The sequence below is a fragment of the Campylobacter sp. JMF_04 NA10 genome, from assembly GCF_027737655.1.
Taxonomy (GTDB): Bacteria; Campylobacterota; Campylobacteria; order Campylobacterales; family Campylobacteraceae; genus Campylobacter_B.
On record NZ_JAOVTZ010000004.1, the window covers coordinates 28,664 to 54,843 of the forward strand.

24 protein-coding genes and 1 other RNA gene are annotated in these 26,180 nt (G+C 40.6%); 9 read left to right on the plus strand and 16 right to left on the minus strand.

What is annotated here, in order from left to right:
• Positions 1-6: 6 nt before the first annotated feature.
• Positions 7-591, minus strand: a complete 585-nt coding sequence (locus OFO12_RS06140) for a cytochrome C (protein WP_270869852.1) — start codon at positions 589-591, stop codon at positions 7-9.
• Between the two features lie 133 nt (positions 592-724).
• Between OFO12_RS06140 and OFO12_RS06145 the strand changes: the two genes are divergently transcribed.
• Entirely contained in the window at positions 725-1,318 is a 594-nt protein-coding gene (locus tag OFO12_RS06145; protein ID WP_270868644.1) for a Crp/Fnr family transcriptional regulator, read from the plus strand.
• On the opposite strand, the gene dsbI is transcribed toward OFO12_RS06145, so the two are convergent.
• Together dsbI and OFO12_RS06155 are read right to left on the minus strand one after the other, a co-directional pair.
• Positions 1,315-1,947: a protein-disulfide oxidoreductase DsbI gene (dsbI, locus tag OFO12_RS06150; protein ID WP_270869853.1), complete on the minus strand. Its 633-nt coding sequence runs from the start codon at positions 1,945-1,947 to the stop codon at positions 1,315-1,317. The genes OFO12_RS06145 and dsbI overlap by 4 nt on opposite strands.
• The gene (locus OFO12_RS06155; protein ID WP_270869854.1) at positions 1,940-2,635 is read right to left on the minus strand and encodes a thiol:disulfide interchange protein; all 696 of its coding nucleotides are present in this window, start codon (positions 2,633-2,635) and stop codon (positions 1,940-1,942) included. Before OFO12_RS06155 ends, dsbI begins: the two co-directional genes overlap by 8 nt.
• Before the next feature lie 92 nt (positions 2,636-2,727).
• Between OFO12_RS06155 and OFO12_RS06160 the strand changes: the two genes are divergently transcribed.
• From OFO12_RS06160 to nikR, 3 genes are all read left to right on the plus strand, one after another.
• Positions 2,728-3,543 (plus strand): M48 family metallopeptidase, encoded by an 816-nt coding sequence (locus OFO12_RS06160; RefSeq protein WP_270869855.1) that lies wholly within the window; start codon positions 2,728-2,730, stop codon positions 3,541-3,543.
• Positions 3,544-3,715: 172 nt separating this feature from the next.
• Positions 3,716-4,987: a hemolysin family protein gene (locus OFO12_RS06165; RefSeq protein WP_270864646.1), complete on the plus strand. Its 1,272-nt coding sequence runs from the start codon at positions 3,716-3,718 to the stop codon at positions 4,985-4,987.
• A 10-nt stretch (positions 4,988-4,997) separates the two neighbouring features.
• Entirely contained in the window at positions 4,998-5,417 is a 420-nt protein-coding gene (gene nikR / locus OFO12_RS06170) for a nickel-responsive transcriptional regulator NikR (RefSeq protein ID WP_270869856.1), read from the plus strand.
• Positions 5,418-5,571: 154 nt separating this feature from the next.
• Here the strand turns inward: nikR and OFO12_RS06175 are convergent, their stop codons facing one another.
• From OFO12_RS06175 to OFO12_RS06190, 4 genes are all read right to left on the minus strand, one after another.
• The gene (locus OFO12_RS06175) at positions 5,572-6,168 is read right to left on the minus strand and encodes a hypothetical protein (protein ID WP_270865703.1); all 597 of its coding nucleotides are present in this window, start codon (positions 6,166-6,168) and stop codon (positions 5,572-5,574) included.
• A 56-nt stretch (positions 6,169-6,224) separates the two neighbouring features.
• Positions 6,225-6,812 (minus strand): HAD-IB family hydrolase, encoded by a 588-nt coding sequence (locus tag OFO12_RS06180; protein ID WP_270869857.1) that lies wholly within the window; start codon positions 6,810-6,812, stop codon positions 6,225-6,227.
• A 558-nt stretch (positions 6,813-7,370) separates the two neighbouring features.
• Positions 7,371-9,179, minus strand: a complete 1,809-nt coding sequence (gene typA, locus OFO12_RS06185) for a translational GTPase TypA (RefSeq protein ID WP_270858640.1) — start codon at positions 9,177-9,179, stop codon at positions 7,371-7,373.
• 60 nt (positions 9,180-9,239) lie between these two features.
• Entirely contained in the window at positions 9,240-9,659 is a 420-nt protein-coding gene (locus OFO12_RS06190; protein ID WP_270869858.1) for a hypothetical protein, read from the minus strand.
• A gap of 47 nt (positions 9,660-9,706) precedes the next feature.
• On the opposite strand from OFO12_RS06190, the gene ffs reads away from it, so the two are divergent.
• Positions 9,707-9,804, plus strand: an RNA gene (gene ffs / locus OFO12_RS06195) — signal recognition particle sRNA small type.
• A gap of 3 nt (positions 9,805-9,807) precedes the next feature.
• Here the strand turns inward: ffs and OFO12_RS06200 are convergent.
• The 6 genes from OFO12_RS06200 to dnaA form a co-directional block, all read right to left on the minus strand.
• On the minus strand, positions 9,808-11,043 hold the full coding sequence (locus tag OFO12_RS06200) for an HD domain-containing protein (protein WP_270869859.1): 1,236 nt from the start codon (positions 11,041-11,043) through the stop codon (positions 9,808-9,810).
• A complete protein-coding gene (queF, locus tag OFO12_RS06205) occupies positions 11,040-11,420 on the minus strand; it encodes a preQ(1) synthase (RefSeq protein WP_270869860.1) in 381 nt (126 codons plus the stop codon). The genes OFO12_RS06200 and queF overlap by 4 nt, the downstream gene beginning before the upstream one ends.
• A 1-nt stretch (position 11,421) precedes the next feature.
• Positions 11,422-12,873 (minus strand): EAL domain-containing protein, encoded by a 1,452-nt coding sequence (locus tag OFO12_RS06210; RefSeq protein ID WP_270865701.1) that lies wholly within the window; start codon positions 12,871-12,873, stop codon positions 11,422-11,424.
• Complete coding sequence (gene gyrB / locus OFO12_RS06215; RefSeq protein WP_270869861.1) at positions 12,873-15,188, minus strand: DNA topoisomerase (ATP-hydrolyzing) subunit B; 2,316 nt, start codon at positions 15,186-15,188, stop codon at positions 12,873-12,875. The genes OFO12_RS06210 and gyrB overlap by 1 nt, the downstream gene beginning before the upstream one ends.
• 20 nt (positions 15,189-15,208) lie before the next feature.
• Positions 15,209-16,291 (minus strand): DNA polymerase III subunit beta, encoded by a 1,083-nt coding sequence (dnaN, locus tag OFO12_RS06220; protein ID WP_270869862.1) that lies wholly within the window; start codon positions 16,289-16,291, stop codon positions 15,209-15,211.
• Positions 16,292-16,442: 151 nt separating this feature from the next.
• Positions 16,443-17,780, minus strand: coding sequence for a chromosomal replication initiator protein DnaA (gene dnaA, locus OFO12_RS06225; protein ID WP_270869863.1), 1,338 nt, complete (start codon positions 17,778-17,780; stop codon positions 16,443-16,445).
• A 110-nt stretch (positions 17,781-17,890) separates the two neighbouring features.
• Between dnaA and ruvC the strand changes: the two genes are divergently transcribed.
• From ruvC to OFO12_RS06240, 3 genes are read left to right on the plus strand one after another with little or no spacing between them, the layout of a single operon-like run.
• On the plus strand, positions 17,891-18,370 hold the full coding sequence (gene ruvC / locus OFO12_RS06230) for a crossover junction endodeoxyribonuclease RuvC (protein WP_270862630.1): 480 nt from the start codon (positions 17,891-17,893) through the stop codon (positions 18,368-18,370).
• 13 nt (positions 18,371-18,383) lie between these two features.
• A complete protein-coding gene (locus OFO12_RS06235; RefSeq protein ID WP_270869864.1) occupies positions 18,384-19,145 on the plus strand; it encodes a nitrilase-related carbon-nitrogen hydrolase in 762 nt (253 codons plus the stop codon).
• Positions 19,142-19,669, plus strand: a complete 528-nt coding sequence (locus tag OFO12_RS06240; RefSeq protein ID WP_270869865.1) for a cysteine hydrolase family protein — start codon at positions 19,142-19,144, stop codon at positions 19,667-19,669. Before OFO12_RS06235 ends, OFO12_RS06240 begins: the two co-directional genes overlap by 4 nt.
• Positions 19,670-19,707: 38 nt before the next feature.
• On the opposite strand, the gene OFO12_RS06245 is transcribed toward OFO12_RS06240, so the two are convergent.
• Complete coding sequence (locus OFO12_RS06245; RefSeq protein WP_270869934.1) at positions 19,708-20,679, minus strand: alpha/beta hydrolase; 972 nt, start codon at positions 20,677-20,679, stop codon at positions 19,708-19,710.
• Positions 20,680-20,897: 218 nt separating this feature from the next.
• The gene (locus OFO12_RS06250) at positions 20,898-22,238 is read right to left on the minus strand and encodes a Na+/H+ antiporter family protein (RefSeq protein WP_270869866.1); all 1,341 of its coding nucleotides are present in this window, start codon (positions 22,236-22,238) and stop codon (positions 20,898-20,900) included.
• A gap of 83 nt (positions 22,239-22,321) precedes the next feature.
• On the opposite strand from OFO12_RS06250, the gene OFO12_RS06255 reads away from it, so the two are divergent.
• Positions 22,322-23,296 (plus strand): DUF475 domain-containing protein, encoded by a 975-nt coding sequence (locus OFO12_RS06255; RefSeq protein WP_270869867.1) that lies wholly within the window; start codon positions 22,322-22,324, stop codon positions 23,294-23,296.
• Between the two features lie 376 nt (positions 23,297-23,672).
• On the opposite strand, the gene OFO12_RS06260 is transcribed toward OFO12_RS06255, so the two are convergent.
• Positions 23,673-26,180 carry a sensor domain-containing phosphodiesterase gene (locus tag OFO12_RS06260; protein WP_270869868.1) on the minus strand — a complete coding sequence of 836 codons (2,508 nt, stop codon included), beginning with the start codon at positions 26,178-26,180 and terminating at the stop codon, positions 23,673-23,675.

Below are 26,180 nucleotides of genomic sequence, written 5' to 3' on the forward strand. Positions count from 1 at the left end.
TCTCCTTTAATCGACATTAATGTCTTTTGAATGTTTTTGTAAATACTGAGTGATAACCCAAATTTCATCTTGGGTTAATGGTGTGCGTGATTGCATTGATTTAATCAGCGCAGGCCATCTATTTGCGACCTGAGTTTCGCCTTTGTGAAGCGGGTGGCAGGTGCCGCAGTTTTCTTCGTGGTTTTTCTTCGCTGTGCTAAAAATCGCTTTCAAATCCGTTTCTAGCGCGTCTGGCGAAGTATAGGCTGTGATTTTTACCTTGTTGTATTCGCCTAAATTCTCCAAAACCTCAGCGTCGAATTTCGCCTGTTTTGAAAAGGCAACCGAGATAATTCTCGCCTTAGGGGTAAAATAAATGATATTTTGCGCCTTTGCGCTTTGGTAGCCTTCAAGGCTAAATTTGACCTTTTTATCATCTGCTTCGATGATTTTGATCTCATTTGTCGGCATTAATCTTCCAACACTTTCGCTTAAATCCGCGCTTAGGCTGATATTTTTAACAGCGACGCTATACGCGCTATCGCCCACGCTAAGGGCGTTTGCGGCGCAGGTTAAAAGACCTAAGCAAAGAGCTAAATTTAGAATTTTCAAATTTTCTCCTTTTATAAAATTTGCGAAATTTTATAAAAAACAAAAATAAAAATTTGTCATTTTTATGACAAATTTAGTTTTTATTATCGATACTTAACCTTTTTGTGAGATAATAAAAATAAAAAGGCATTTTATGGGGACTAGGACGACAGGGGTTTTTGAAGGCGAGGAGTTATCGTTTTTCGGCAAAGAGGATTTGGATAAATTCAGACGCATTTCCTATCAAAAAGGCTCGATGATTTACGCTCAAAAAAAGCTTTTTATGATAATCCTAAAAGGCGAGGGCAAACTAAATACCTACCACGAAAGTGGCAGGGAGTATGTGCTAAGCTACTTCGGGGCGGGTTCTTTCGTGCTAGTCGATACTTTTTCGTCATTTGAAATCACAAAAGACGCTGAAATTTTAGAGGCAAATTTATCCACCGTGATTGATCTGTTTGAGTTTAATCAAGACTTTGCGATTTATCTTTTTAACTCGTTTTTGAAAAACATGACAATGCAAAAAAATGTGATAAAAGAGCTGGTTTTTGATAGCGTCGAAACCCGAACTTATAAATTTTTACTTCAAATCGCAAACGGCGATATAGCACATGTCAATGGCGGAGTTAGCGAAATCGCAAGCTTCGTCGGAGCCCCACGCCAAAATGTCTCCGTGGCTGTAAATAAGCTAATCAAAAATAAAAAAATCCAAAAATTAGATCATCAAAATTTTAAAATTTTGCCCTAAATTTTCTTTGAAAACATAGCGTAAATTTGCGCACTCATCATCACAAATAAAACCGCTAAAATCACGCCAAAAGCTAAAATCATGCACTCAGCCATTGTGCCAAATTTCGCGCCCGGGATTAAATACCAGCCTTGCGAATACAAATTTACAAAAAAGCTCTGAATAGGATCTAGACTAACTCCTGCTGGGACTATGGGCGCGTCTAAGCCACAATCGCCAGTTGGCTTAAAAAAGCTAGCAAACCACTCATCAAGGGGCAAATTTAGCGGGAAATTTGGCTTAAACGAGCAACCATGCACGCCAAAAGGCAGATTACCTAAAATCGCGCTATGCACCTTGTATAGGTGGATTGAGCGGGCAATTCCATAAAGCGCGCCCACAAAGCACACGCCATAAGCGCAAAATTTAAGTAGCAAATTTCCCCCGCAAATCGTGCCTAAAATCGCGCCAAAAAATATCACAAAAAATGCTAGCCTGATATACACACACTGCTCGCAAGGCGCCATAAATAGGTATTCTTGGAAAAAATAGTGCGCGATAATGATTAAAAGTGCGCAGACAAAAATCAGATAAATCCAAGGCTTCGCGCTGTTTTGCCACGCGCAAATTTTAAATAGCAATCTACTCATTTTTGCTCGCCAAATAATCAATTAATTTCGCAAATTCGGCTGTGGAGGCGATTTTTTCGGTTTTTATGAGGTATTTACCACCCACCACGAAGGCTGGCACGCCCTGAATAAGTGCGACATCATAGCCCTCGTCCCAAAGCCCAAGTAGCTCTAAAACTTCGCTATTTTGCAATTCTCTCTCATAAATTTCGCGCGTAATACCGCCTGCTTCAAAGCCCGTTTGCAAAAATTTCATCTCGTCCATATCGGCACTTGGGCGCTCTTTTTTGTCGTGATAGCTTTCAAAATATGCAAATAAAATTTTCTTAAATTTCGAATTTGGCGAGTTTGGGGCGATATTTTCTCTTTTATCCAAAACTCTCGCCACAGCCAAAATTTTACTCGCACTCACGCCAAATTCGCCCATAGCGTGCATGTGAAACGGCTCGTAAGTAGCATGGATCTCGCCTAAAATTTCGGGCAGGACATTTTGATAATATTTATAGCAAAACGGACAAGCATAGCTAGAAATCGTCACGAAACTGCCCTTATCCACGCTTAGCGGTTTATCCAAAACCAAATAATGCTCGCCTGCGCTAAATTCGCCATTTCCGCCGTCCCCGTGAGTGTTAGTCCCGCCCATCATATACACACCAACGCCCAAACCAACGAGCAGAGCGAGGATAAAAACTAATAGATTTTTTTTCATAAATTTTCCTTTTTTACTCAATTATAATGAAATTTTAAAAATTTTGGCTAAAATTTGGCGAATTTAAATTTTCAAATTTCAAAGGAGAAAAGATGAAAAAACTTTCCTTAATTTTGGCGATTTTCGCCACGATTTTTTTGGGCGGTTGTGCTAGCACGACCCAAGGTGGCGCTGTGGGGGTAAATCGCACCCAGCTACTCACGGTAAGTGAAGCCGAGCTTGACAAGGCAGCAGCAAGCTCATACACGCAAGTAATCAGCCAAGCAAAAAGCCAAAAAAAGCTAAACACCAACGCCAAACAAACCCAAAGAGTAAAAACAGTCTCAAATAGATTGATTAACCAAGTAGGCGTTTTCAGACCAGATGCACGCAACTGGAACTGGCAGGTAAATGTCATCGAAGATCCGACCGTAAATGCGTGGTGCATGCCAGGCGGTCGCATTGCCGTTTATACAGGCATTATCAATAAGCTTAGCCTAACTGATGGCGAGTTAGCAGCTGTCGTAGGACACGAGATCGCTCATGCTCTTCGCGAACACTCACGAGAGCGAGCAAGCACAGAGTCTATAAAAAATCTAGGCATTTCAATCGGCGCGCAAGCCGCTGGGCTAGGGGATTTGGGCGCGACTGGATTAGCGATTTTGGGGCAGTATGGATTTAGTCTGCCGTTTTCTCGCTCGCACGAAACAGAGGCCGATATCATGGGCTTAGAGCTTATGGCGCGCGCTGGATACAATCCAAACGAAGCCCCAAATGTATGGCGCAAAATGGCGAAACTAGAAAGTGGCAGCAAAACGCCTGAGTTTTTCTCAACTCACCCAGGCGATGAAACCCGTATCAAAAACCTAGAAAAAACAATCCCGGTTGTCATGCCACTATACGAACAAGCCAAAAAAGGTAAAAAATAGCTTCGTAAGCTTCATCGGTGCGAAATTTGTGAAATTTCGCACCAGCCAAATTTCAAAATTCCGCACTTTTAAAATTTAAAAAAATTTGTGAAAATTAGTTTAATTTTGCTATAATCTGCATTTTATTTTAAATTCAAAGGATTAAATTTTGGACACGGATCGTTCGGTCTTTATGTTACTTCTCGCTTTTGTTTTAATTTTTTTAAATGCTTTTTTTGTTTTATCTGAATTTGCCCTTGTTAAAGTTCGACGCTCAAAACTCGAAGAATTCGTCAAAGACAAGGTCGCAAACGCCTCACTCGCTCTAAAAATGACAAACTCAATCGATACCTACCTAAGCGCCTGCCAAATCGGCATTACGCTTGCTTCCCTTGCCCTTGGTTGGATAGGCGAGCCAGCCGTAGCTAGCCTAATCCGCAAGCCACTTGCTAGCCTAAATTTAGGCGAGGCTAGCGTGCATACCGTGGCTGTGATTATCGCGTTTAGTATCATTACGACACTGCATATCGTCCTAGGCGAGCAGGCCCCAAAACTAATCGCAATCGCAAAATCCGAAAAAATCGTGCTTTGGATAGCTAGACCGCTTTATTGTTTTTGGGTTTTGTGTCTGCCTGCGATTAAGGCGTTTGATTTCGTCGCATCAAGCGTGGTTAGGCTCTTTGGAATCCGCGCGGTCAAAGATAGTGAAGTCGCCCACTCCGAAGAAGAGATCAAAATCATCGCTAGCGAAAGCCTAAAAGGCGGTGTGCTAGATAGCGTGGAGACCGAAATCATCAAAAACGCCGTGGATTTTGGCGATACTGTGGCAAAGGAGATTATGACTCCGCGCAAGGATATGGTCTGCCTAGATAAAAACGAAAGCTACGAGGATAATTACCGCGTAGTTTTGGAGTCGAAATTTACCCGCTTCCCATACATCGACGGAGGCAAAGACACGGTGCTAGGACTAATCCATATCCGCGATATCATGCAACAAAACGGCGAGAAAAATTTCGATAAAATCGTGCGCAAACTCATTATCGTGCCAGAAAACTCCCCGATAACGAAAATTTTATCAATGATGAATAAAGAGCGCATTTTCGCCGCCCTTGTCATCGACGAATACGGCGGAACGGCTGGGTTTTTGACCATGGAGGACATAATCGAGGAAATTTTTGGCGAGATCGAAGACGAATACGACGATATAGAGCAAAATTTCACCCGCATTGACGATAATACTTACGAATTTAAAGGTCGCTTCGAGATCGAAAATGTCGAGGAGATAATGGAAATTGCATTTGACGATGAAACCGAACAGCTCACAATCGGCGGATATGTCTTTAATCTCTTTGGTCGTTTGCCAGAAAATGGCGATGAGATAAGCGACGAAAACTGCGATTACACCGTGCTTGCGATGGACGGCACCTCGATAGCCTCGCTTAGGGTCAAGAAAAAAGAAAATTAAAAGGGCGAAAATGGATAATGTAATCAGATTTAGCGTTTCACTGCCAGAGGAGCTCTTTGACGAGCTAAACTCGCGCGTGCAAAGTAGGGGCTATCCTAGCAGGAGCGAGTATATCAGAGACCTAATCCGCGAGAAAATCGTCAGCGATAAATGGAGCGAGGAAAACAGCGACAAAGAGGGGCTTGGCGTGATTTGTATAGCGTATTCGCACCACCAAAGCGACCTGCTCGAAAACCTAATCGAGCTCGAACACCACGCTAAAATCGATGTTGTCTGCACGAACCATATCCATGTCGATCACGACAACTGCTTAGAGACCATAAATGTGCGTGGCAAAATGGGCGAAATCGAGAAATTTAGCGCCAAAATCGGCGGACTTAAAGGTGTGAAATTTTCGCAACTTGTCAAAATCGCAATTACGGAAGCGTGAAATTTGTAATTTTAAATTTGAAATTTGGCGCGGAATTTTTAAATTTTGCTTTTTAGTGTCATTGCGAGAATTTTGCTTTGCAAAATTCGAAACAATCGCCAAATTCAAAATTCCCGCGCCAGTATTTAGGTTTGCGAAGCGAAATTTTTCTAAGTTACTCCACAGCGTTTAAGAAAATATAGTAAAAATTACTAGATTTTTTCGTAACATCAAATGTCCAAATATCGCTTTTTTCGCTATTTTCTTTGCGCGAAAACGCACTATTTTGCCCGAAATTTTTCTCAAATTCGCTAGCAAGCCCTTTGCAAATTTCGTCATTTTTGTCTATTGCGATTTCTACTTCGTGGGAGCCAATGGTAGCGTATTTGGCGCAGTTTTTACCAGCTACGGCGATAGGGTTTGGGATATTTGTCATTTGCTCAACTTGGTTTTCAAATTTTCCCATAGCAGTGTGGTATGCGTAAAAATCATCTAGCAAGACCGAAATCCTTCTTAAACCATTTAAAATTTCTACTCTTTCGCGCGGGAGCTTTGCCATAATTTTTTCGTTCGCTTCGCTTACGGCGTTGCTAGCATTATTGCACTCGACCGCGTCTATATAAGCCACAGAGCCCGTTTTCGCGCACTCTTGCACCCTTGCCTTAGCGATTTGCAAGTTTGCCGCGAAGTATTCATAGCTTCTTGGCCCTTCATCCGCATACCCACACACAAAACCCATAGCCACAAGGCTTGGGATTAAAATTTTTTTCATTTTTTCTCCTTTATTAGATTTTCGACGCAGTATCCCAAATTTGCACTAGCAAAATTTCACTCAAACGCCCTAAAATGTGCCTCGTCAGCGAATTCTAACATCTCTTTATCGCCTCTGCTATCGCCATAAGCGATGATTTTTTCAAATTCGCTCAAATCATAAGCTTCTTTTATGCGCGCCACCTTTTGCGCCCCGTAGCAGTTTAGACCCTCGATTTCGCCGGTGATTACGCCACCTTTTTTCTCAATTTTTGTGCCCAAAAGTTCGAGCCCATTTTCTTTGCACCAAGGGGCTAGCCAGTCCTCCAAGGAGGCCGTTACGATGACGACCTTATCGCCATTTGCGATGTATTCTTTGATTTTTGCCATGGCTTCAAATTTGATAATATCTTCAATGTGCGTGGTGGAGTATTTTTTGCAAATTTTGGCGAATTTATCCACGCTCATACCGCCGAAAAAATGCACCATTAACCGCCTGCGCGTGAAATTATTCGAACACAGCCCAAGCTTGTAGCCCAGCAAAATAGGGCTAAGCCTAAAAATCCCGTGGAAAAATTTCTTAAACCCCACGACATAGGCGATAAATTCGAGCAACGAATCATCTCTGGTAATCGTCCCGTCGAAGTCAAAACAAACTAATTTCATAAAAATCCTTTTGGCTAAATTTTACAAAACTAGAATAAAAATTCGGAAATTTTATGGTGTGTTAATAGCCGAATTTACGGGAAATTTACCAAATTTTGCAGGCAAAATTTAGCTATCGCAAATTTGGAATACCTGCGCCGAAATTTTTATTTCGCTAAATTTTGTTTTTTAAGTGTCATTGCGAGCCCGCTTTGCTGGCGTGGCAATCTACAAAATTTAAAATTCTAACCGCGCAAATGGCAGAATTTTAAAAGTCAAATTTAATGAAATTCAAAATTCTGCCATTTGCCCTGCCGTTAATTTCGACTTTGTAGATTGCCACGCTGAGCTTTCGCACGGCTCACAATGACACTTAAAAGCGAATTTGACTAAATTTTGAATTTCAAAATTCAACGGAATTTCTCTGGATTGCTTCGCTTCGCTCGCAATGACAGCAAAAAGAAAATTTTAAGGGCAGTATTTCAAGGTTGCGATAGCGGAATTTAAGAAGTAAAATTTAGAAAAAATTTGAGCAAAATTCGTGCAAAATTTAGCCAAATTTCGCACGAATTTTAAAATTTACGAATTAGTTTTCGACATGCGTCTGCGCGTCGTCGGATCTAGGTAGCGTTTGCGCACGCGGATATTTATCGGAGTAACCTCGACTAGCTCATCTTCTTCGATCCACTCTAATGCGCGCTCCAAATTTAGGCTTCTTGGCGGAACTAGCTTAATCGCATCATCGCTACCGCTAGCGCGGACATTTGTTAGGTTTTTGCCTTTGATTGGATTGACATCTAGGTCGTTTGGACGGCTGTGTTCGCCGATAATCATACCGACATAAACCTTGGCTTGTGGAGCGATAAATAGCACGCCACGATCTTGCAAATTCCACAAACTATATCCCAGCGCGACGCCATTTTCCATGCTAGTTAGCGCGCCATTTTGGCGTTTTTCAACCGCGCCTGAAAACGGCCTAAACTCCAAAAAGCTGTGGTTCATAACGCCCTCGCCACGAGTATCGGTCAAAAACTGGCTTCTAAATCCGATTAGCCCACGAGCAGGGATTTCAAACTCGATTCTAGTTTGGCCATCGCCTGTTGGGTTCATCACCTTCATTTCGGCTTTTTTGCGGCCGAGTTTTTCGATAACTGTGCCTGTGCAATCATCAGGAGCGTCGATTACTAGGTGCTCGAACGGCTCACATTTCACGCCGTCGATTTCTTTGATGATGACCTCTGGGCGACCTAGGCAAAACTCAAATCCCTCACGGCGCATGTTTTCAGCCAAAATCGTGATTTGAAGCTCACCACGACCGCTAACCTTAAATTTACCCTCGCCGACATTTTCGTATCGCATTGCGATATTTGTTTTCATCTCCGCTGCCAAGCGCTCATCGATTTTGTTTGAAGTTACAAATTTACCCTCAGTTCCCGCTAACGGCCCGTCATTTACGCTAAAAATTACGCTTAGAGTTGGCTCCTCGATATGAAGTGCATCTAGTGGCATAGGGTTTGCGGGATCTACCACGCTATCGCCTACATCGAGCGCGTCAAATCCAGCGATAGCGACGATGTCGCCAGTGCCGGCGTTATCGATATCAATACGCTCCAAGCCGTTAAATCCGATAAGCTTCGAAATTCTGCCAGTTACCTTTGTGCCATCAGCCTTGGCAAGCATTACGCTTTGATTTTTTGAAATTCTACCATTGAAAATGCGCGCGATACCGATTTTACCGACATAGTTGTCGTAATCAAGGGTGAAGACTTGAAGTTGCAAAGAGTTTTCATCGCTACCACTTGGGCTTGGCACATGAGATAAAATCGTCTCGAAAAGTGGCTTCATATCGACATTTTCATCGCTTAGATTGTGTTTAGCATAGCCGTTTTTTGCCGCAGCATACACGACTGGGAATTCGAGCTGTTCGTCGTTGGCATCAAGTGCGACAAAAAGGTCAAAAATCTCATTTACCACACGATCTGGATCTGCGGCTGGTTTGTCGATTTTATTTACCACGACAATTGGGCGAAGTCCCAAAGATAGGGCCTTTTTAACGACAAATTTGGTTTGAGGCATTACGCCTTCTTGCGCATCGACGAGCAATAAAACGCCATCGACCATTTTTAGCACGCGCTCGACCTCGCCACCGAAATCCGCGTGGCCTGGGGTGTCGATGATATTGATCTTCGTATCGCCGTAGCGAATAGCTGTGTTTTTCGATAAAATCGTGATTCCACGCTCTTTTTCGATATCGTTGCTGTCCATTACGCGCTCGCCGACCTCTTGGTGCTCGCTAAATGTGCCTGATTGTTTCAAAAGTTCATCTACGATAGTGGTTTTTCCGTGATCGACATGGGCGATAACTGCGATATTTCTAATATTTTCCAAATTTTACTCCAAAATTTTATGTTTAAAAACTGATGATTATACACTAAAAATTCTTAAATTCTAAGAATACTCTTTGACCTCATTTACCAAATACTCATACACTCTTTGCTGGATTAAAGCGTCGTTTTCATCATCGCTAATGAGGCGTCTAAGGTGCGAAAAATCGATCTTTTTGACATAACGAGGCACGTTTTTTAAATCTCGATCAATTTCGATTAGAAGTGAGTCTAGATTTAGGCTTTTGTAGGTATGAGCTTTTTGGATATATTCGCTTACAATCGATACCAAAACCCCCACTCTGCGCGAATCGTCGCTGTAAATTTCACTTGCGATTTCGCGCAGGTTTTCGTAATCCTCATCGGTTTGCTTTTTTTTAGCAAGCAACATTGCAGCGAAAATTTTCGCTCTAAATTCGATAGAGCGGTGGTGAGAAATCGAAATTTCACGAAAAACCGAAAAAATATAATCTTTTAAATTCATTTATAACCTTATTTTAAGAAACTTTTAATTATAATCCAATTCGCCCTTTCTTAGACCTGTGCAACGGTTTTTAAAAACACCGCTTCAGGGTGGGAACACAGCAGAGCACTTTTACCTATCGTGTGCCGCAGTCATCTGGGAAGGGGTTTTAAAACTCAACCCTATCCAATCCAAAATTTTCGATGAAATCATCACAAACGCTGTGAAAATCGACGCCTTCTATACTTTTATTTCTCTTAAAATTTTCGAGCATTGAGTTGTAGCCACTGACTAATTCTTTGCTTTTTACGCCATAACTTATCGAAATTCCAGCCTCAAAAAACGCGGCTAGTTTATCGCAAAATTTAAGCGCTCTGCCATCAATTGCGCGAAATTTATCCTCGTTATACGCACCAAGCGAGCCGTCTGCGAAATTTGGCTTACCGCCAAGCTCATAAATTCTGTTTTCAAACTCATCTTTTATAAATTTCTCGCCGTCGTTTCTAATACCCAAAATATAGCTAAACTCATCTCTGATATGCTCTGGCACGAAGGGCAAAATTTTATCATCTATTAGGCGCATTTCGTATTCGCTGATGATGTCGCTAAGCCCAGCCACGCCGTATTTTACGGGGCTGATGATATCGCGGGTAAGGCTTTCAGGCAGATCGTGAAAAAGCGCGCAGTAAAAATTATAAAAAATTCTACTCTTGCACGCTCCGACTTTTAGCGAGTAAAAATAGCTTAATATCGCCACGATTAGCATGTGGCCTAGCACGCTAGTCTCAGGTATGCGTGGGGTTTGCGCCCAGCGCTTTTGAAACCTTAGCCTACCGCTAAGATCTACAATTCGGGCTAGTTTTTTATTCATTACGATTTTACGCACGCCGATTAGCTCGTAATAATCCTCTAATTCCTCTTCGACCTTGAATTTAAGCTCTTCGATATCGTTTAAAAACTGGCTAGTTTGATAAACGATATTAAATTCCCACCTCGTAGCCAGATAACTTGCCGCCTTTAAAATGAGCTTTTCTTTTTCGTGCGAGTAGCCGTTTTGATAGGCTATAAATCGTTTCAAAAATTCGCCATCTTGCACGCTAGAAAGGTCGTTTTCGAGCTGTGAGAGAACCCATTTGTTAATTTGATCTTTTTTACTTTTTTGAATTTGGTGAAACACATCTGGGCGGATATCGGTTACTACGATGCGTGAGAGAAAATCAAAAATCCCAGCCTCAATAACATAGCTCATATCAATATCGCGCTCGAAACTAGCGATAAAATAGGCAATGATAAATTTGTGCGCTTGTTTGTCAAGCTCGACTAAATTTACCATTTTTGGGTAGTCGTTCCAGCGCGAAATACTCGCACTTTTAAAGATTTTTTCTACTAAATTTGAACTTATCATTTGTAAATTTTATCCGAATTTATTTCAATCACGGTATGCACATTTCCGCGTGGGTTAAAGTCAGCCACGATTTTTAGGTATTTTGGTTGCAATTTTTCTTGCAAGGTAGCGTAAATTTCGTTTGCGCTGTCCTCGTGGGAGATGTAGCGATCCATAAATGAGTTAATGTAGAGTTTGATTGCTTTGAGCTCTACGACAAATTTATTCGGTATGTATTCTAAATATATCGTCGCAAAGTCAGGATATCCTGAGCGCGGACAGCGACAACAAAACTCTGGAAGCGTGATTTTGATCAAATAATCATGCTCGTGTTTGTTGGGCCAAATTTCCATTTTTTCTATGTCAAATTCTTTTATCTCTTTTTCGCCATAACGCATTTTATTTCCTTAAATTTATAATATCTTCTGGTTTGCCTACGCAAAAACCCTGCACGAAATCGACCCCAAGCTCGTAGAGTTCGTCTTGGAATTTCGGCTTATCTACGAAGCGAATAATGCTTTTAATGCCCGATTTATGGCACATTTCGTTTAGTTTCATAAAAACATTTTTTATTTTTTCGTTGCCTAAATTTTTATTATACTCGATATCGTAAATCACAAAATCAATATCGAAAAATTTAAAATACTCAAAACTCGCGTTCGCACCGCCAAACTGGCTAAGTCCAAAGCTAAATCCTAGCTCTTTAAATTTAAGCAAAATTTCGGCAAATCGCTTTGTTTCGGAGTAAATTTCTTCCTCGTTAAATTCCAAAACAATCTTGCTTGGATCGATTAGATTATTATCAATTAGCTTTAAAATTTCGTTGCGAAACTCGGCATTTCGCAGTGTCTGAGGCATGATTTCGATAAAAATTTTATGCTCGATATCTTTAAAATAGATAATGCGCGAAATTTGCTTAATCATCGCAATATCGTATTTGATATCGTAATTATTAAAGTGCAAAATATCGATAATTCGGCTTTTTGTAACCTTATCGCCGGTTCTGAGATCTAGTTTTGGGATTAAGTTTATATGCGATTTGACGCCATTTTTATCGGCGACATATTGAAATTTAAAGCTAAAACTCTCATTGTCAATCGCATCAACAACATCTTTGTTAAAATCATCGAGCAAAATTTTATTTAAATCAATATTTTCGCTGGATTTTTCCTCTTCGACCTCTTTGCGATTTATCTTAAAAAACAGCGCGTTTGTGATATTGCTGAGATTTTTGTCATACGAAGTAGGCATGATTTCAAATTCGGTTTTAATCTCGATATTGTTTATGCTTTGGTTTGAAATTTTATGCTCGAACATCTTCAAAATGTGCGTTAAATTCGCCATTTTGCCGTTAAGCCCAAAGATAAAGTGGCCGTTGATAAAACGCCCAATATGCAAATTTTTAAAACCCTGATTTGCCATAAATTTCGCAAATTCTTTGCAAAAATTATACAAAATATCATCGCCGTTTTGATAACCATATCTATCGTTGATATCGGCGATATTTTTGATACGAAGCAAAACCACATGATTGATTTTGTTTTTTTTCATCTGCTTTTTTAAAATTCGCTCGATCTCATCGCGCACGAATACATGGCTGACTGGATCGATTAGCGTCTTTTTAAAACCAAAGTAAATTTGATAAATTACATAATACACATAGCAAATCAAAAGTAGCGAAAAAAGTATCACATCATCGCTATTAAACTCACCGTTTTTGAACATCGTATATCCAAAAGCGATAAGCAGGAGTGTAAAAGGCACTGAAATTTTAAGTGCCGTTATAAATCTGGTTTCGCGCTCTTTTTGCTCTGAGACTAAAATTACTTCGTTTTCGATAAATTTACCCATTAAATATCCAAATTCTTAACATCTTTTGCGTGGTCTTGGATATAGTTTCGCCTAGGCTCCACTTCATCACCCATAAAAAGGTTAAATGTATCGCTAGCGCTTTGCGCATCAGCTATACCCACGCGAAGCAAACGACGATTTTCCTTGCTCATCGTGGTCTCTCTAAGCTGATCTGGGTTCATCTCGCCAAGACCTTTGTAGCGTTGAATATACGCACCTTTTTTCGAATTTCGCTCTATCTCGTCCAAAACCTCGATATAATCCCTACCAAAATCGACCTCACGCTCTTTGATTAGCCCATATACACGGATCGCTTCGGCAAAAATATGATTTGTAAGCAAGGCTTCGTTGATATTTAGTTGCTCCAAACCATTTGGAGTTTGGACATAGATACGAATTTCACTCTCGCTGACATTTGAATTTAAAATATTAAATCCCTCGCTCTCTAAACGCGTTTTAATCACTTCAAAAAGCGCATTGTATTCCATAGAGCGCGCTTCGTCGTTTTCGATTAGATACCTAATCGCAGAAATGACGCTAAAACGCTTTTTAAGCTCGTTTAAAAGTGAGCGGTAGTTTGAAACGATTTTTAGAAAATCAATTAAATCTTGGTTGCCAATTCCCTCAAATTCGCCCATATCAATACCAGTTTCAATCAAAAATTCACTCAGTGCGCGCTCATCTTTTAGATAAATTTCTTTTTTGCCCTTTTTGTATTTGAAAAGTGGCGGTTGAGCGATATAAACATAGCCATTTTCGATAATCGGACGCAAATAGCGGAAGAAAAATGTCAAAAGCAGGGTCTGGATATGGCTACCATCGACATCGGCATCTGTCATAATAATGATTTTGTGATAGCGAAGTTTTTCTGCATTAAATTCCTCACCCACACCGCAACCAAAGGCGGTTATCATGTTTTTGATTTCTTCTGATTGTAAAATTTTATCCAAGCGCGCTTTTTCGACATTTAAAATTTTACCGCGCAAAGGCAAAATCGCTTGAAATTCCCTATCTCTACCACCTTTGGCAGATCCGCCCGCACTATCGCCCTCGACAAGGAAAATTTCACTCATACTAGCATCCTTGCTGGTACAATCAGCGAGCTTTCCTGGAAGTGTGCCGACTGAATTTATATTATCTTTTTTTCTCGTTAAATCGCGCGCTTTTTTCGCTGCTTCGCGACCACGGGCTGCTAAAAGAGCCTTTTCCATAATCGCTCGTGCTTCGTTTGGGTTTTCTTCGAAATATTTGCAAAGCACCTCAAAGGTCATTTTTTGCACTATTGGTTTGACATAGCTCGAACCAAGTTTGCCCTTAGTTTGCCCCTCGAATTGCGGTTCAGGCACTTTGACGCTTACGACTGCGATTAGACCTTCTCTGACATCATCGCCGGTGATTTTGGTGTCTTTTTCGCGTGCGGCTGCGTTTGCTGCGATATAGTTTGTGATAGCGCGAGTTAGTCCCGCTCTAAATCCAGCTTCGTGCGTTCCGCCGTCTGGTGTTTTGATATTATTTACGAAACTTAATAATTTTTCATCGTAGGTTGAATTATACATTAGCGCGATATCCACAGCGACATCTTCGACGCTATCGCTAAATGAAACTGCCTTGCTAACGGGTGAGGCTTTGTTCATATCAGTTACGAAGCTCTCTAATCCGCCCTCGAAATGAAAGCTCTCATTTCTGCCGTCTCTTTGGTCTTTAAAATTTATGGTAATTTTTGGGTTTAAATATGCTAATTCTCTAAATCTTTTTGACAAAGTATCGGCATTAAATTCTAAAATTTCAAAAATTTCGCCATCTGGCCAAAATTCCACAGTCGTTCCAGTGCGGTTTGTGGATTTTATGATTTCTAAATCAGTAGTTGGCTTACCTTTTGCAAATTCTTGACGATAAATATTTCCCTGTCGTTTGATTGTCAAAACTAGCTTTGATGAGAGCGCATTTACGACGCTCACACCCACGCCATGAAGTCCGCCACTTACCTTGTAAGTGTCTTTGTCAAATTTACCACCAGCGTGCAAAACGGTCAAAACCACAGTCGCTGCTGGCAAATGCTCTGTGGGGTGCATATCTACTGGGATTCCACGGCCATTATCTGTGACGATACAGCTGCCTTCGCGCGTGATTTCTACATCGATAGTATCACAATACCCAGCCATAGCCTCATCGATAGAGTTATCCACAACCTCATAAATCATGTGGTGTAGTCCTCCGATATTTGTATCGCCGATATACATTCCTGGGCGTTTTCTAACTGCTTCAAGACCTTTTAAAACTTTAATATTTCCTGCACCGTAATTTTGTTGTTCCATTAAATTTTCCCTTAAATTTCTTAAATTTTATTAATCGGCATTACGACCGTTTTTAGCTCGCCTGAGCTTAGCACAAATGCTGTTTCTGAGTTGTTAAAATCTAGCTCAAACATATCGTCCTCGACGCTGTTTAGAAAATCGAGTAAAAATCTGTTTTTAACGCCAAAAATCAAATTTGATGAAACTGCGATATTTGCCTCGATTTCGGCTTTTGCCTCAGAATTATCCTCGTTAATGCTCTCAAAAATAATGCCATCAGGCTTAATTGTAACCTTCATTTCTTCGCACATTGCGTTGATTGCTTTTACGCCGCCGACAAATTTATCTCGTGGTAAAATCACTTTAAAATTTGTCTCAGTTGGGATTACGCGCTCATAATTTGGGAATTTTCCGTTGATTAGTTTTGTGAAAAATTCAAAATTTTCACTCACTGCTAAAAGGACATTTTCGTCATAATAAATTTCGATTTTATCTGAAAATAGTTTTTGAATTTCGCCAATTGCCTTTTTAGGGATTAAAATTTGGGTATCTTTTTTGGCAAATTCGCCCATATTTGTATTTAGCACAAAGACACTAAGGCGTTTAGTATCGGTTCCGACTAAATTTAAATACCCGTCTTTTACATCAATCAAAGCTCCATTTAGCTCGTATTTTGGGTTGTTTGTATCGATTGAAGAGTATATTTTTTTAAGACTTCTGCCAAGCACCAAAGCATTTACATTGAAGCTATTTTTGCCCTCGATTGTAGGGAAATTTGGGAAATCTTTTGAGTCAAACATAGGGAGTTTGTATTTTAACTTTTTTTGTTTTACAAAAAGCGCTCCGTTCATTGTCTCTAATGTGACATTTTCATCGCCCAAACCCTTGATTACGCTAAGAAGTTTTGAGCCATTGGCTGTGGCTTCGCCCTCTTCTTCGATCATAGCATAAGGCAAAATATAGCTAAGGCCGATTTCGTGATCTGTGGCCTTGATACTAAGCTCGCCATTTCTAGCTCTGATTAAAATGTGAGAAGTAATCGAGCTTAAATCCTTTTTGTCAAGGTAAGGATTGGTGTTTGAAACAATGTCTTCTAAAACCTTTTTTGCAATTATGACTTTCATAGCTGTCCTTTAAATTTTAAATTTTTGTTTTTGTTATAGTAGAGTGTGGGATTTAGTGAATACCCCGCGCAAATGCTGAATTTAGCGAAATTTGCTTTGTGAATTAAATTTGCCATTTTATTCACCATTATTCACAAATTTTGATTTTATTTCATATTTTTTCATTATTTTCCTTTTGGGTTATTTTGTTTTTTAACTCTTCGATTTTGATTTTAAAAAATTCATCTTTTTCAATCGTTTCGTTGATTTTTTTGATATTTTTGCTAATGGCGCTGTGATCTTTGAGATTGAAATACGACGCGATTTTTGGCATTGAATTTTTGGTTAAAATTTTGGCTAAATATATGCAAATTTGGCGCGCTTCGATGACATTTTTGGCCCTTGTTTTGCTTTTTAGCTCGCTTGGTTTGATATTTAGCTCTTTTGAAATCACGCTTATAATCTGCTCCAAATCGACATTTTGGTAGTGTTCTTTGATATGATCTTGAAGTACGATTTTGGCAAATGGTAAATCAATTTTGACTTTTATAACTGATGAAAATGCGTTTAGTTTGTTTATTGCGCCATTGATTTCGCGGATATTATCGCCCATATTTGTGGCGATGTATTGTATGACATCGTTTGGGAGATAAAAATTATTTTCCTCGCTTTTGCGCTTGATGATTGCGATTTTTGTCTCTAACTCTGGTGGCATGATATCAGCGATTAGCCCGTCGCTAAATCTCGAAATCATGCGCTCCTCAAAGCCTTTTAGGTATTTTGGCGCGATGTCGCTGGTTAGGACGATTTGGCATTTTTTTTCTCTTAGTTCGTTGAAAGTGAAGAAAAACTCCTCAATCGTCGAGCTTTTGCCTACCAAAAACTGAATATCATCGATTAGCAAAATATCGCAGTTGCGGTATTTGTGCTTGAATTTATCCATTGTTTGATTTTCTAAACTTGAAATAAATTCTTTTACAAACCCCTCGCTGCTTACGCAAATGACGCTTAGATTTTTTTTGATACAGTGATTTGCAATCGATTGGAGCAAATGGGTCTTGCCAAGCCCACTCGGTCCGTATAAAAACAGCGGATTATACATTTTGTTGCCGGGGTTTTTGGCGGCACTGACTGCGCTGGAAAATGCGAGTTTGTTCGAATCAGCCACAATGAAATTTTCAAATGTGTAATTTTCATTGACAATCGTGCTTTTTGGCTTGTCTTGCGGGATCATTTTTGAAATTTCTTTTGGGGAAATTTTGGCTTTTGAAGTGATTTTGACCGTGATATTGCTAATGCCAAATTTTTTAACTAGCGCATTTTTAATTTTCACGGCGTATTTACTCTGTATATATCTAGCCACAAGCTCGTTACTTGCGTGATAAACAAAGAATTCAAAGGTAGAGTTTTTTTCATTAAATTTTAAATTTTTGATATATCTTTCGTAATCAAGCGGTGGAATTTCGCCCGCTAAACTTAATAAAATTTCTTGTGGTTGAGTTTCTGCCATAAATTTTCCTTTGTTTAATCCTTAATTTTAGCAAAATTTCGCTAAATTTGTGTTAAATTTATAAAGTAATTCACAAGTGAATAAGGCGTGAATTAAAGTGAAAGATTGTGATGAAAATTTTAGGAATTGATCCGGGGACTAGAAATTTAGGCTATGCGATTTTAGAAAAAAATGTGAATAAAATTTCGCTCGTCGAAGCAGGTTTAGTGAAAATGAAGGCCGAAAATGTGCAGTTTCAGATGACACAAATGGCAGAAGCGATTGATCTTATATTTTCGCAGCACAAAATCGACGAGGTCGCAATCGAGAGTATGTTTTACGCCTACAATCCCCAATCCGTGCTAAAACTAGCGCAGTTTCGCGGGGCTTTGGGGTTAAAAATTTTGCAAGTTTATGGCAACTTCGCCGAATACACGCCACTTCAAATCAAAAAATCCGTAACCGGCAAGGCAAAGGCCGCAAAAGAGCAGGTCGCCTTCATGGTCAAGCGAATACTAGGGCTCAAAGGTGAGATTAAACCGCTCGATATAACCGATGCTATCGCGGTTGCGCTCACTCACGCAAACGCTATGAGAGGGCTGGAAAAATAAAAGGGGTAGAAAAGTGAAAATCGCACTAGCGCAGATTAAAAGCGAAATTTTAAAATACAAGCAAAATTTATCCAATGCGCGAAATTTGGCTTCGCAGGCGAGGGATTGCGATATTATCGTGTTTCCTGAGACATTTTTAAGTGGATTTGCGCCTGAAATTTTTAGCCAAATTCCAGCAAAGCAAAATGAAAAAGCGCGCGAATTTTTACGCGAAATTTCAGCGCAAAAAGTCGCAATCGCTGGGCTTGCACTGGACGAAAATGGCGAAATTTACAACCGCGCCTTGGTGTATCAAAATGGGCGTGAAATTTATCATTACGATAAAATTTTTCTTTTTTCAAATTTAGGTGAAAACGAATTTGTCCGCGCTGGCGATAAATTCGGGCTTTGTGAAATTTCGCATGATGAAAAACCCGTAAAAATCGGACTTGCGATTTGCTATGATTTGCGATTTGGCGAAATTTTCCGCTACCTTGCCAAAAATGGCGCGCAAATTATCTTTGTCATCGCACAGTTTCCGCACTCTCGCATAGAGCATTTCCGCACTCTTGCGCGGGCTAGGGCGATTGAGGCGCAGTGTTTTTTAGTAGCCCTAAACAGCGCCTCTGGCGGGCATTCGTGCGTGATTAGCCCTGAGGGAGAGATTTTATGCGAGCTTGGAGTGGGGCAAGAAAGTGAAATTTGCGGTATTAATCTAGCCCAAATTTCGCTAGTTCGGGCTAAAATGGATATTTTAAAAGATGAGCGAAAAGAGATTTTAAAGGAGATTTTATGAAGGATTTAGTTTTTGTAATCGATATGGTAAATGGTTTTGCGAAATTTGGCGCAATGGCAGATCCAAACATCGCTAAAATCGCACCTGCAATCGCTTCGCAAATCCGCAGAAGTGCAGGCGTGCATTTCATCTGTGACGCGCACGGCGAGCGGGATTTGGAGATGAAACGCTACCCAGCGCACTGCATCGAGGGCTCGCCAGAGGCCGAAATCATCGATGAACTTGCCGAATTTGCCACCCCCCAAAACACTACCAAAAAACGCTCGACAAACGGCTTTTACGCCCTTGATAAGGCTATTTTGAGTGAATTTGATAGATTTGTGATTACGGGGTGCTGCACGGATATTTGCGTTTTGCAATTTGCCCTTGCGCTTCGCACATATTTCAACGAAAATGACATTAATAAGGACATTGTCGTGCCAACCGAGTGTGTGGCGACATACGACGCGCCAAATCATGAGCGCGAGTATTATGAAAAGTGCGCGCTAGATTTAATGAGAAATGCTGGAATTTTGGTGATTTAAGTTAAATTTGGCGCAAATTCGCGCCAAATTTGCCAAATTTATTTCAAATTTGCTTTAAAAAACTCTTCAAATTTATCAAACGGGATTTTTTTATCATACAAATCCGTGTGGCTTGCCCCTGGCACGATAAAAAGCTCTTTGTTTTTGCTTCCAAGCTCCTTAAATGCGTCCTCGCTAAAATATCGTGAGTGCGCGATCTCGCCGTGTGCTAGTAAAACAGGGGTGCGAAGCTCACTTGCGTAAGTTAAAATTTTATCGCTCATACGCGCTAACGCGTCTGTTTTGCTCCAAAAATGCTCTTTTGAGTTGATTGCGCGCTCGTGGTAACCGCGCTCGGTTTTATAATACAGCGCGTAGTCAGCGACAAATTTTGGTGTTTGCTCGGTAATGGTTTTAGGGTCGATATTTCCGCTTGGCAAATACTCTACCTCGCCCTTTTCAAAGTCCGTCCAGCGTTGTAGATTTAACGCCTTTTTGGCTTCATACCTAGCATTTTCATCTACGCTGTCGTTGTATCCTTTGGCGGTTACACGGGTCATATCATACATCGTAGTAACTGCGACGGCCTTTATGCGAGTATCGCTGATAGCGGCATTTAGCGCAAATCCAGCCCAGCCACAAATGCCTAAAATTCCGATTTTTTCTCTATCGACGAAGTCTTGCACGCCCAGATAATCCACAGCCGCGCTAAAATCCTCTGTGTTTATATCAGGGCTTGAAATGTCGCGCACATCGCCACCGCTCTCGCCTGTGAAGCTTGGATCAAAGGCTAGTGTTACAAATCCCCGCTCGGCTAGGGTTTGTGCGTGAAGTCCGCTAGATTGCTCTTTGACTGCGCCATAAGGCCCAGAAATGGCGATTGCAGGAAGTTTGCCACTCATATTTTTTGGAGTGTATAAATCTGCAACGATTACAATTCCGTAGCGGTTTTTGAAGGCTACTTTTTTGTGATTTACTTTGTCGCTTTTTGCAAAGGTTTTATCCCACGCACTCACTACATTTTTTGGCATATCCGCTTCGCCTTTGGCACTTGCAGTGGTGGCTAAAACAGCCCCAAGAGCTAGTGAAATTAGGACTTTTTTCATATTTTCTCCTTGATTGAAATTTAGTGAGAAAATTTTAGCAAATTTAAGAAATTTTAGTTAGAAAGATTATCCAAATTTATTGCCTAATTCTGCAAATTTTAAAATTTATCTAGGGTTAAATTTTAAAATTTAACCCTAAAAATTTATAAAATTATCGCAAAAATTACGCCAAAGATGATTAGCGGGATATTGAAAAATATAAATGTCGGCACGCAAGTATCCCAGATATGGTTATGCTCGCCGTCGATGTTTAGCCCGGCAGTAGGGGCTAGCGTGCTATCGCTGGCTGGACTTCCAGCGTCCCCCAGACCTGCTGCCACACCGATGATAAAAATCGTCGCAGCCACGCTAAATCCAAGCTCAGCTGCTAGCGGACAATAAATCGTCGCGATAATCGGAATCGTGCCAAAGCTAGATCCGATTCCCATTGTTACAAGAAGCCCTATGCCTATCATTAGCATGGCTCCGCCGATTTTGCCACCGCTTAGGCTAGCCACTGCGCTTACTAGCTCGCCCACACCGCCTGTTTCTTTGATAATCGTGCCAAATCCGCCAGCTACAAGCATCAAAAACGCGATGTATCCTAGCATATGCACGCCTTGGTCGAAAATACTATCTAGCTCGCCCCATGGAATACCACCTAAAAGTAGCATTGTAAGGATTCCAGCCAAAGCGGCAAAGGGCATTGAGCCAGCGTCGATTTGGATTACCATGCTAAGGACAAGTTGAGCGATGAAGCACACTATAATCCCAGCTAGCACGCCCCATTCTCGTTTTTGCATTTTAAACTCCTCAAAATGCGCCTCAATGCTCTCTTTGGTTTGAGTGTAACTTCGTGGCTTGCGGTAGTAAAGCATGGCCAAAACAAGGCCAATTACCATAGGTATGGCACTCATCCACATGACCCCAGCGATATCGCTGATACTCACATCCATGCCGTTTTTGCTCATCTCTTTTTGGATAATTCCCATAAAAATCAGACCAAATCCCACAGGAAACGCCATATACGGGGTTTGCAAACCAAATGTCAGCGCGCAGGCTATGGCGCGGCGGTCGAGTTTTAGTGAGTTCATAATCTTTACAAGTGGCGGGATTAGTATCGGGATAAATGCGATATGAACAGGGATTAAATTTTGCGATAAACACGAAATAAAGGCAATCATAGCGATGAAAATAAATTTTTTATCGCTGATAAATCCAGCCACGCTTCGCACCAAAATCGCCGTTAAATTTGTCCGTGCTACGGCACTTGCGATGACACCAAGCAGGATATACGATAGCGCAGTTTCCAAGTTTCCGCCCATGCCGACACTGCCAGTTTGCGGGTTGCCATTGATGAAATAGCCTATGGCGTCCATTAGCGGGATATGGCTAGTTAGCACCGCGCAAATCGCGCTGATTAGGATAGCTAGCATGACATTACAGCGAAGCAAACACAAAATACTCATCAAAAGTATGCTTAAAAACACTGGGTTGCTTAACATTTTTCGCCTTTGTGTGGAATTTGGGCAAATTATATTAAATTCAAGGCAAATTTACGCTAAAATCGCTCAAAAAAAGGAAAAATTTGCGTTATTTTTATTCATCATTTTTTATATTTTTTGTAGCAGTTTTGGTAGGATTTTGGCTAGGCGGGTTCGCTGGGGCGTATATTTGCGCGCTACTATCTATTTTAGAAATCAGCCTTAGCTTCGATAATGCCGTGGTAAATGCCAAGGTCTTAGCGGATATGAACGCGCTTTGGCGCAAAAGGTTTATCGTGTGGGGCATACCTGTGGCGGTTTTTGGTATGAGGTTCGCATTTCCGATTATCATAGTAAGCGCTGCTTCGCATTTGGGGCTTTTTGAGAGCCTAAATTTGGCACTAAACAACCCTGCGCGATATAGTGAAATTTTAGAAGAAAATAAAGACGGCATTTACATTTTTGGCGGGGCGTTTTTGATGATGGTGTTTTTGAGCTTTTTCTTTGACGATGAGGACAGAGAGCCTTGGATACGGGTTTTAGAAGAAAATGCTTTGGTAAGAAGGCTCAAAAATTTCCCAAAATTTGAAATTTTACTCGCTGTGATTTTAGGCGCAGTTTTGGCTGTTTTAATACCCTCAAAAACAGCGATTATTGCTTATTTTAGCGCGATAATTTTGTTTATTTTGATAAAGTCGTTTGATAAAATTTTTAGTGCTGGTGGCGTTAGAAACGGCCTAAACGGCTTTATTTACCTCGAAATGCTAGACGCTAGTTTTAGCTTTGACGGCGTGATTGGGGCGTTTGCGCTAAGCAACAATATCTTTATTATCATGCTAGGACTTGGGGCTGGGGCGATGTTTGTGCGCTCACTCACGATATATTTGGTCGAGCGTGGCACGCTGGCGAAGTTTATTTTTTTAGAACACGGCGCGCATTATGCGATTGGCACGCTTGCAGCGATTATGTTTATCAAGCTCGAATTTGAAATCAGCGAGGTGATAACCGGCACACTGGGGATAATTTTTATTTTTTCTGCCTTTGTTTGCTCGATTTTGTATAACAGAAAAAATGGGTAAAATTTTGCAAAAACACTGCCCCTGAATTTTATGCTCGTAGATTGCCACGAATTTTGCTTACGCAAAATTCTCGCAATGACAGATTGAGCGTATTATTTGATTTGTCATTGCGAGGCGATTTATCGCCGAAGCAATCCAGTAAAATTTAAAGCAAAATTCTACTTAAATTTTGCATTGAACGATTTTTTGAATTTAACCTGCGCCGTGAAATTCTCTGTAAGGGGGAAGGGGGCCCCAATTGCGAGGTCGCGCCCCTTCCCCCTTACAATCCCCCAACCCCCGACGACGCTTTTAAGGTGGCTAAATTTAAAGCTTCGCTTTAAATTTAGCTGGTTTTATTTTTCGGAAATGCTTCGCATTTCCTTGTAAATATAGCTTACACAGCGATTTTTGATGGTTCCATTGGTTTGCTGTAAAAAAATCCTTGCATGTATTTTATGCCCATGCTCTCCAAAATCGTCGAAATTTGGTGGTTTTCGACATATTCTGCGATGATTTCATAGTTTCTGTTTTTCGCAAAGGCTGTGATAGTCTCCACAATCGCGCGCGAGCTCTCATCAGCTACGATATCTTTGATGAGTGCGCCATCGATTTTGATGAAATCCACATCGAGCGTCAAAACGCGGTAGTAGTTTGAATACCCCGAGCCAAAGTCGTCGATAGCTATCTTACAGCCGCGGTTTTTGGCTGTGGCGATAAACTTTCGCAGGCTATCGTAATCGTCGAATTCCTCGCTCTCTAAAATTTCGATAAAGAGATTTTTCGCGTTTTTTGCCTTTGCTAATTTTTCTTCCAAAAGTGCGCGAATTTCGTTGTTTGCGATATCGAAAAACGACAAATTTATACTAAATTTCGAATTTGGGAAATTTTCGATTAGCCTAAATGCCTCCTCGATTACGATTTTTGTCAGCGAAGTGTAAAGTGAGGCCTGTTTTGCGACATCCATAAACTCGCCCGGGTGCCTAACCCTGCCAGAATCATCGATTAGACGGATTAAAATTTCATAGACAAGAGGGACGAAATTTGTCCTTTGCGTGCCGTATTCCCTGCCGTTTGGATCTGATTTTGAGATATCGAAAATCGGCTGGACGAGCACGAATACATGGTTTGTTTTGATTGCTTGCTGGATTGTGTTTATCATAAGCTGGTTTTGGGTGTATTTTAGCTCGATTGGGTTGTTTGGGCGGTAATACTCCAAATTCTCGTTTTTTTGCTGTGCTTCATACATCGCCATGACCGCTTGAAACACCCTTGTAGCGCGATTATTGTCTTTGTTGCTACTTACGCCAGCCACGACATTTATCGTTACGCTTATGTCGCCAGCTTTGGTTGCGATTTTGGTCTGTTGGTTTGTAAATTTTGCGATGATTTTGCGCACATGATTTGCGACAATAATTCTATTATCGATATTTTCTTTGCTAGCTTTATGAACGGGATAAAATAGGCAAAATTCATCGCCTTGCATACGAAATGGCTGGGCTGGGATTTTTTCTGTGACCAAAAACAAATCAAGCGACCTTGCAAATACCTTTATGATTTGGCTAGTAATATCGCTAGAATAAAATAGTCTAAGATTATCAAAATTCGCGATTGTTAGGTAGATGATATAGCCTTCTATCTCTGGTTTGATTATCCTTTCATTTAGGGCTAGTTCGCTACCGAAATTTGTCATTTTATCGACATAGCCTTGTTCGAGCAGGGTTTGCTCTGCTGCTGCTAGGCTAGCTTGCATAGCCTCATTTGGGCGCATATCTTTGATGAAAACGCCATAGTGCGGGTGTTTGGACTTTTCGTCTAATTTTGAGAGCTTTATTTTGGAGTTAATCGGCGTGCCATTTTTATCTAGCAAACGCAGCTGCTGCGTGAAATATCCAATCTTATCGCTTTCTTCTTTAAGTTTTTTTTCGAATTTGGCATGGTCCTCGCTAGCTGCGATTATGCCGATATCCTTGCCTTTTAGCTCGTCTAGTTTGTAGCCAAACATTTCGGTTACTTGCTTGTTAGCGTAGGTGATTTGAAATTTATGATTTAGCAAAAACACGGCGTTTTCGTCCCTATCGACTAGGGCTTTGTATGGGCGGAGTTTTTGTTTTTTGCTGATTGCGTCTGAATTTACCATGTAAGTGATGAGCAAAAATGTCAAAAATATCGCGGTAAAAACCATAGTCATTTCGGAAAATGAGTTATAAAATTCGGCGTTGAAATTCGCAAATTTTTCCCTTAAATCCTTGAATTTGCCGTTGATTGCACTTTCGTTTCGGGTGATGATTAAATTTAGCTTAGTGAGATTATCAAGCACCAAATTTGCGTTTTTTAAGAAATTTTGCTCGGTTAAATTTTGCGGAGTTATGTATTTTATTTTTTCTTTTATGGCGTAAATTTCGGTGTAGTTATTGTAATTTAGCTGCGTGATTTGCGAGAAAATATTTACCACTTCATAGCGCGAGTTTGGGTTGATGTATTTTTGCTCTATCGCGTGCAAGATAACGCTATTTTGCGAATTTAGCGCGCCTAGCTCGTCGATGAGTTTGATTTTTTCAGCAAAAGCTGTTTTTAGATACTCGACATCGTTGCTAAATGAATTATCCAAGATTAACGGATTTTGCCCCAGCGTATCTAGGGTGTTATACACGACTTTCATATTTTCGTTAATCGAGCTAAAATCGCGGCTAGGTTTATCAGAGGAAAAGAGCGTATTTAGCCTAGTATTCGCGTCATAAATCATCGTCATTTGGCGTGTTACGGCGTTGTAGTCGGAGACATTTTTTAGCGAGATAAAGTAACTTAGCGCGAAGCTAAGGCTTATTATCATGATAATACTCATGATTATCCAGTTTATGGTGTCTTTACTAATTTGGTTAAAATTTGAAAATAATTTTTTCAT

Excerpts from the sequence above, each read along its gene's own strand:
- OFO12_RS06180 (WP_270869857.1), bottom strand. The coding sequence starts at position 6,812 with ATGAAATTAGTTTGTTTTGACTTCGACGGGACGATTACCAGAGATGAT.
- queF (WP_270869860.1), bottom strand. The coding sequence starts at position 11,420 with ATGCGTTATGGCGAAAAAGAGATAAAAGAATTTGACATAGAAAAAATG.
- dnaN (WP_270869862.1), bottom strand. The coding sequence starts at position 16,291 with ATGAAAGTCATAATTGCAAAAAAGGTTTTAGAAGACATTGTTTCAAAC.
- OFO12_RS06175 (WP_270865703.1), bottom strand. The coding sequence starts at position 6,168 with ATGAAAAAAATTTTAATCCCAAGCCTTGTGGCTATGGGTTTTGTGTGT.
- gyrB (WP_270869861.1), bottom strand. The coding sequence starts at position 15,188 with ATGGAACAACAAAATTACGGTGCAGGAAATATTAAAGTTTTAAAAGGT.
- OFO12_RS06240 (WP_270869865.1), top strand. The coding sequence starts at position 19,142 with ATGAAGGATTTAGTTTTTGTAATCGATATGGTAAATGGTTTTGCGAAA.
- OFO12_RS06200 (WP_270869859.1), bottom strand. The coding sequence starts at position 11,043 with ATGATAAGTTCAAATTTAGTAGAAAAAATCTTTAAAAGTGCGAGTATT.
- OFO12_RS06260 (WP_270869868.1), bottom strand. The coding sequence starts at position 26,180 with ATGAAAAAATTATTTTCAAATTTTAACCAAATTAGTAAAGACACCATA.
- OFO12_RS06160 (WP_270869855.1), top strand. The coding sequence starts at position 2,728 with ATGAAAAAACTTTCCTTAATTTTGGCGATTTTCGCCACGATTTTTTTG.
- OFO12_RS06165 (WP_270864646.1), top strand. The coding sequence starts at position 3,716 with ATGTTACTTCTCGCTTTTGTTTTAATTTTTTTAAATGCTTTTTTTGTT.
- OFO12_RS06190 (WP_270869858.1), bottom strand. The coding sequence starts at position 9,659 with ATGAATTTAAAAGATTATATTTTTTCGGTTTTTCGTGAAATTTCGATT.
- dsbI (WP_270869853.1), bottom strand. The coding sequence starts at position 1,947 with ATGAGTAGATTGCTATTTAAAATTTGCGCGTGGCAAAACAGCGCGAAG.
- nikR (WP_270869856.1), top strand. The coding sequence starts at position 4,998 with ATGGATAATGTAATCAGATTTAGCGTTTCACTGCCAGAGGAGCTCTTT.
- ruvC (WP_270862630.1), top strand. The coding sequence starts at position 17,891 with ATGAAAATTTTAGGAATTGATCCGGGGACTAGAAATTTAGGCTATGCG.
- OFO12_RS06245 (WP_270869934.1), bottom strand. The coding sequence starts at position 20,679 with ATGCCAAAAAATGTAGTGAGTGCGTGGGATAAAACCTTTGCAAAAAGC.
- dnaA (WP_270869863.1), bottom strand. The coding sequence starts at position 17,780 with ATGGCAGAAACTCAACCACAAGAAATTTTATTAAGTTTAGCGGGCGAA.
- OFO12_RS06210 (WP_270865701.1), bottom strand. The coding sequence starts at position 12,873 with ATGGGTAAATTTATCGAAAACGAAGTAATTTTAGTCTCAGAGCAAAAA.
- OFO12_RS06250 (WP_270869866.1), bottom strand. The coding sequence starts at position 22,238 with ATGTTAAGCAACCCAGTGTTTTTAAGCATACTTTTGATGAGTATTTTG.
- OFO12_RS06145 (WP_270868644.1), top strand. The coding sequence starts at position 725 with ATGGGGACTAGGACGACAGGGGTTTTTGAAGGCGAGGAGTTATCGTTT.
- OFO12_RS06155 (WP_270869854.1), bottom strand. The coding sequence starts at position 2,635 with ATGAAAAAAAATCTATTAGTTTTTATCCTCGCTCTGCTCGTTGGTTTG.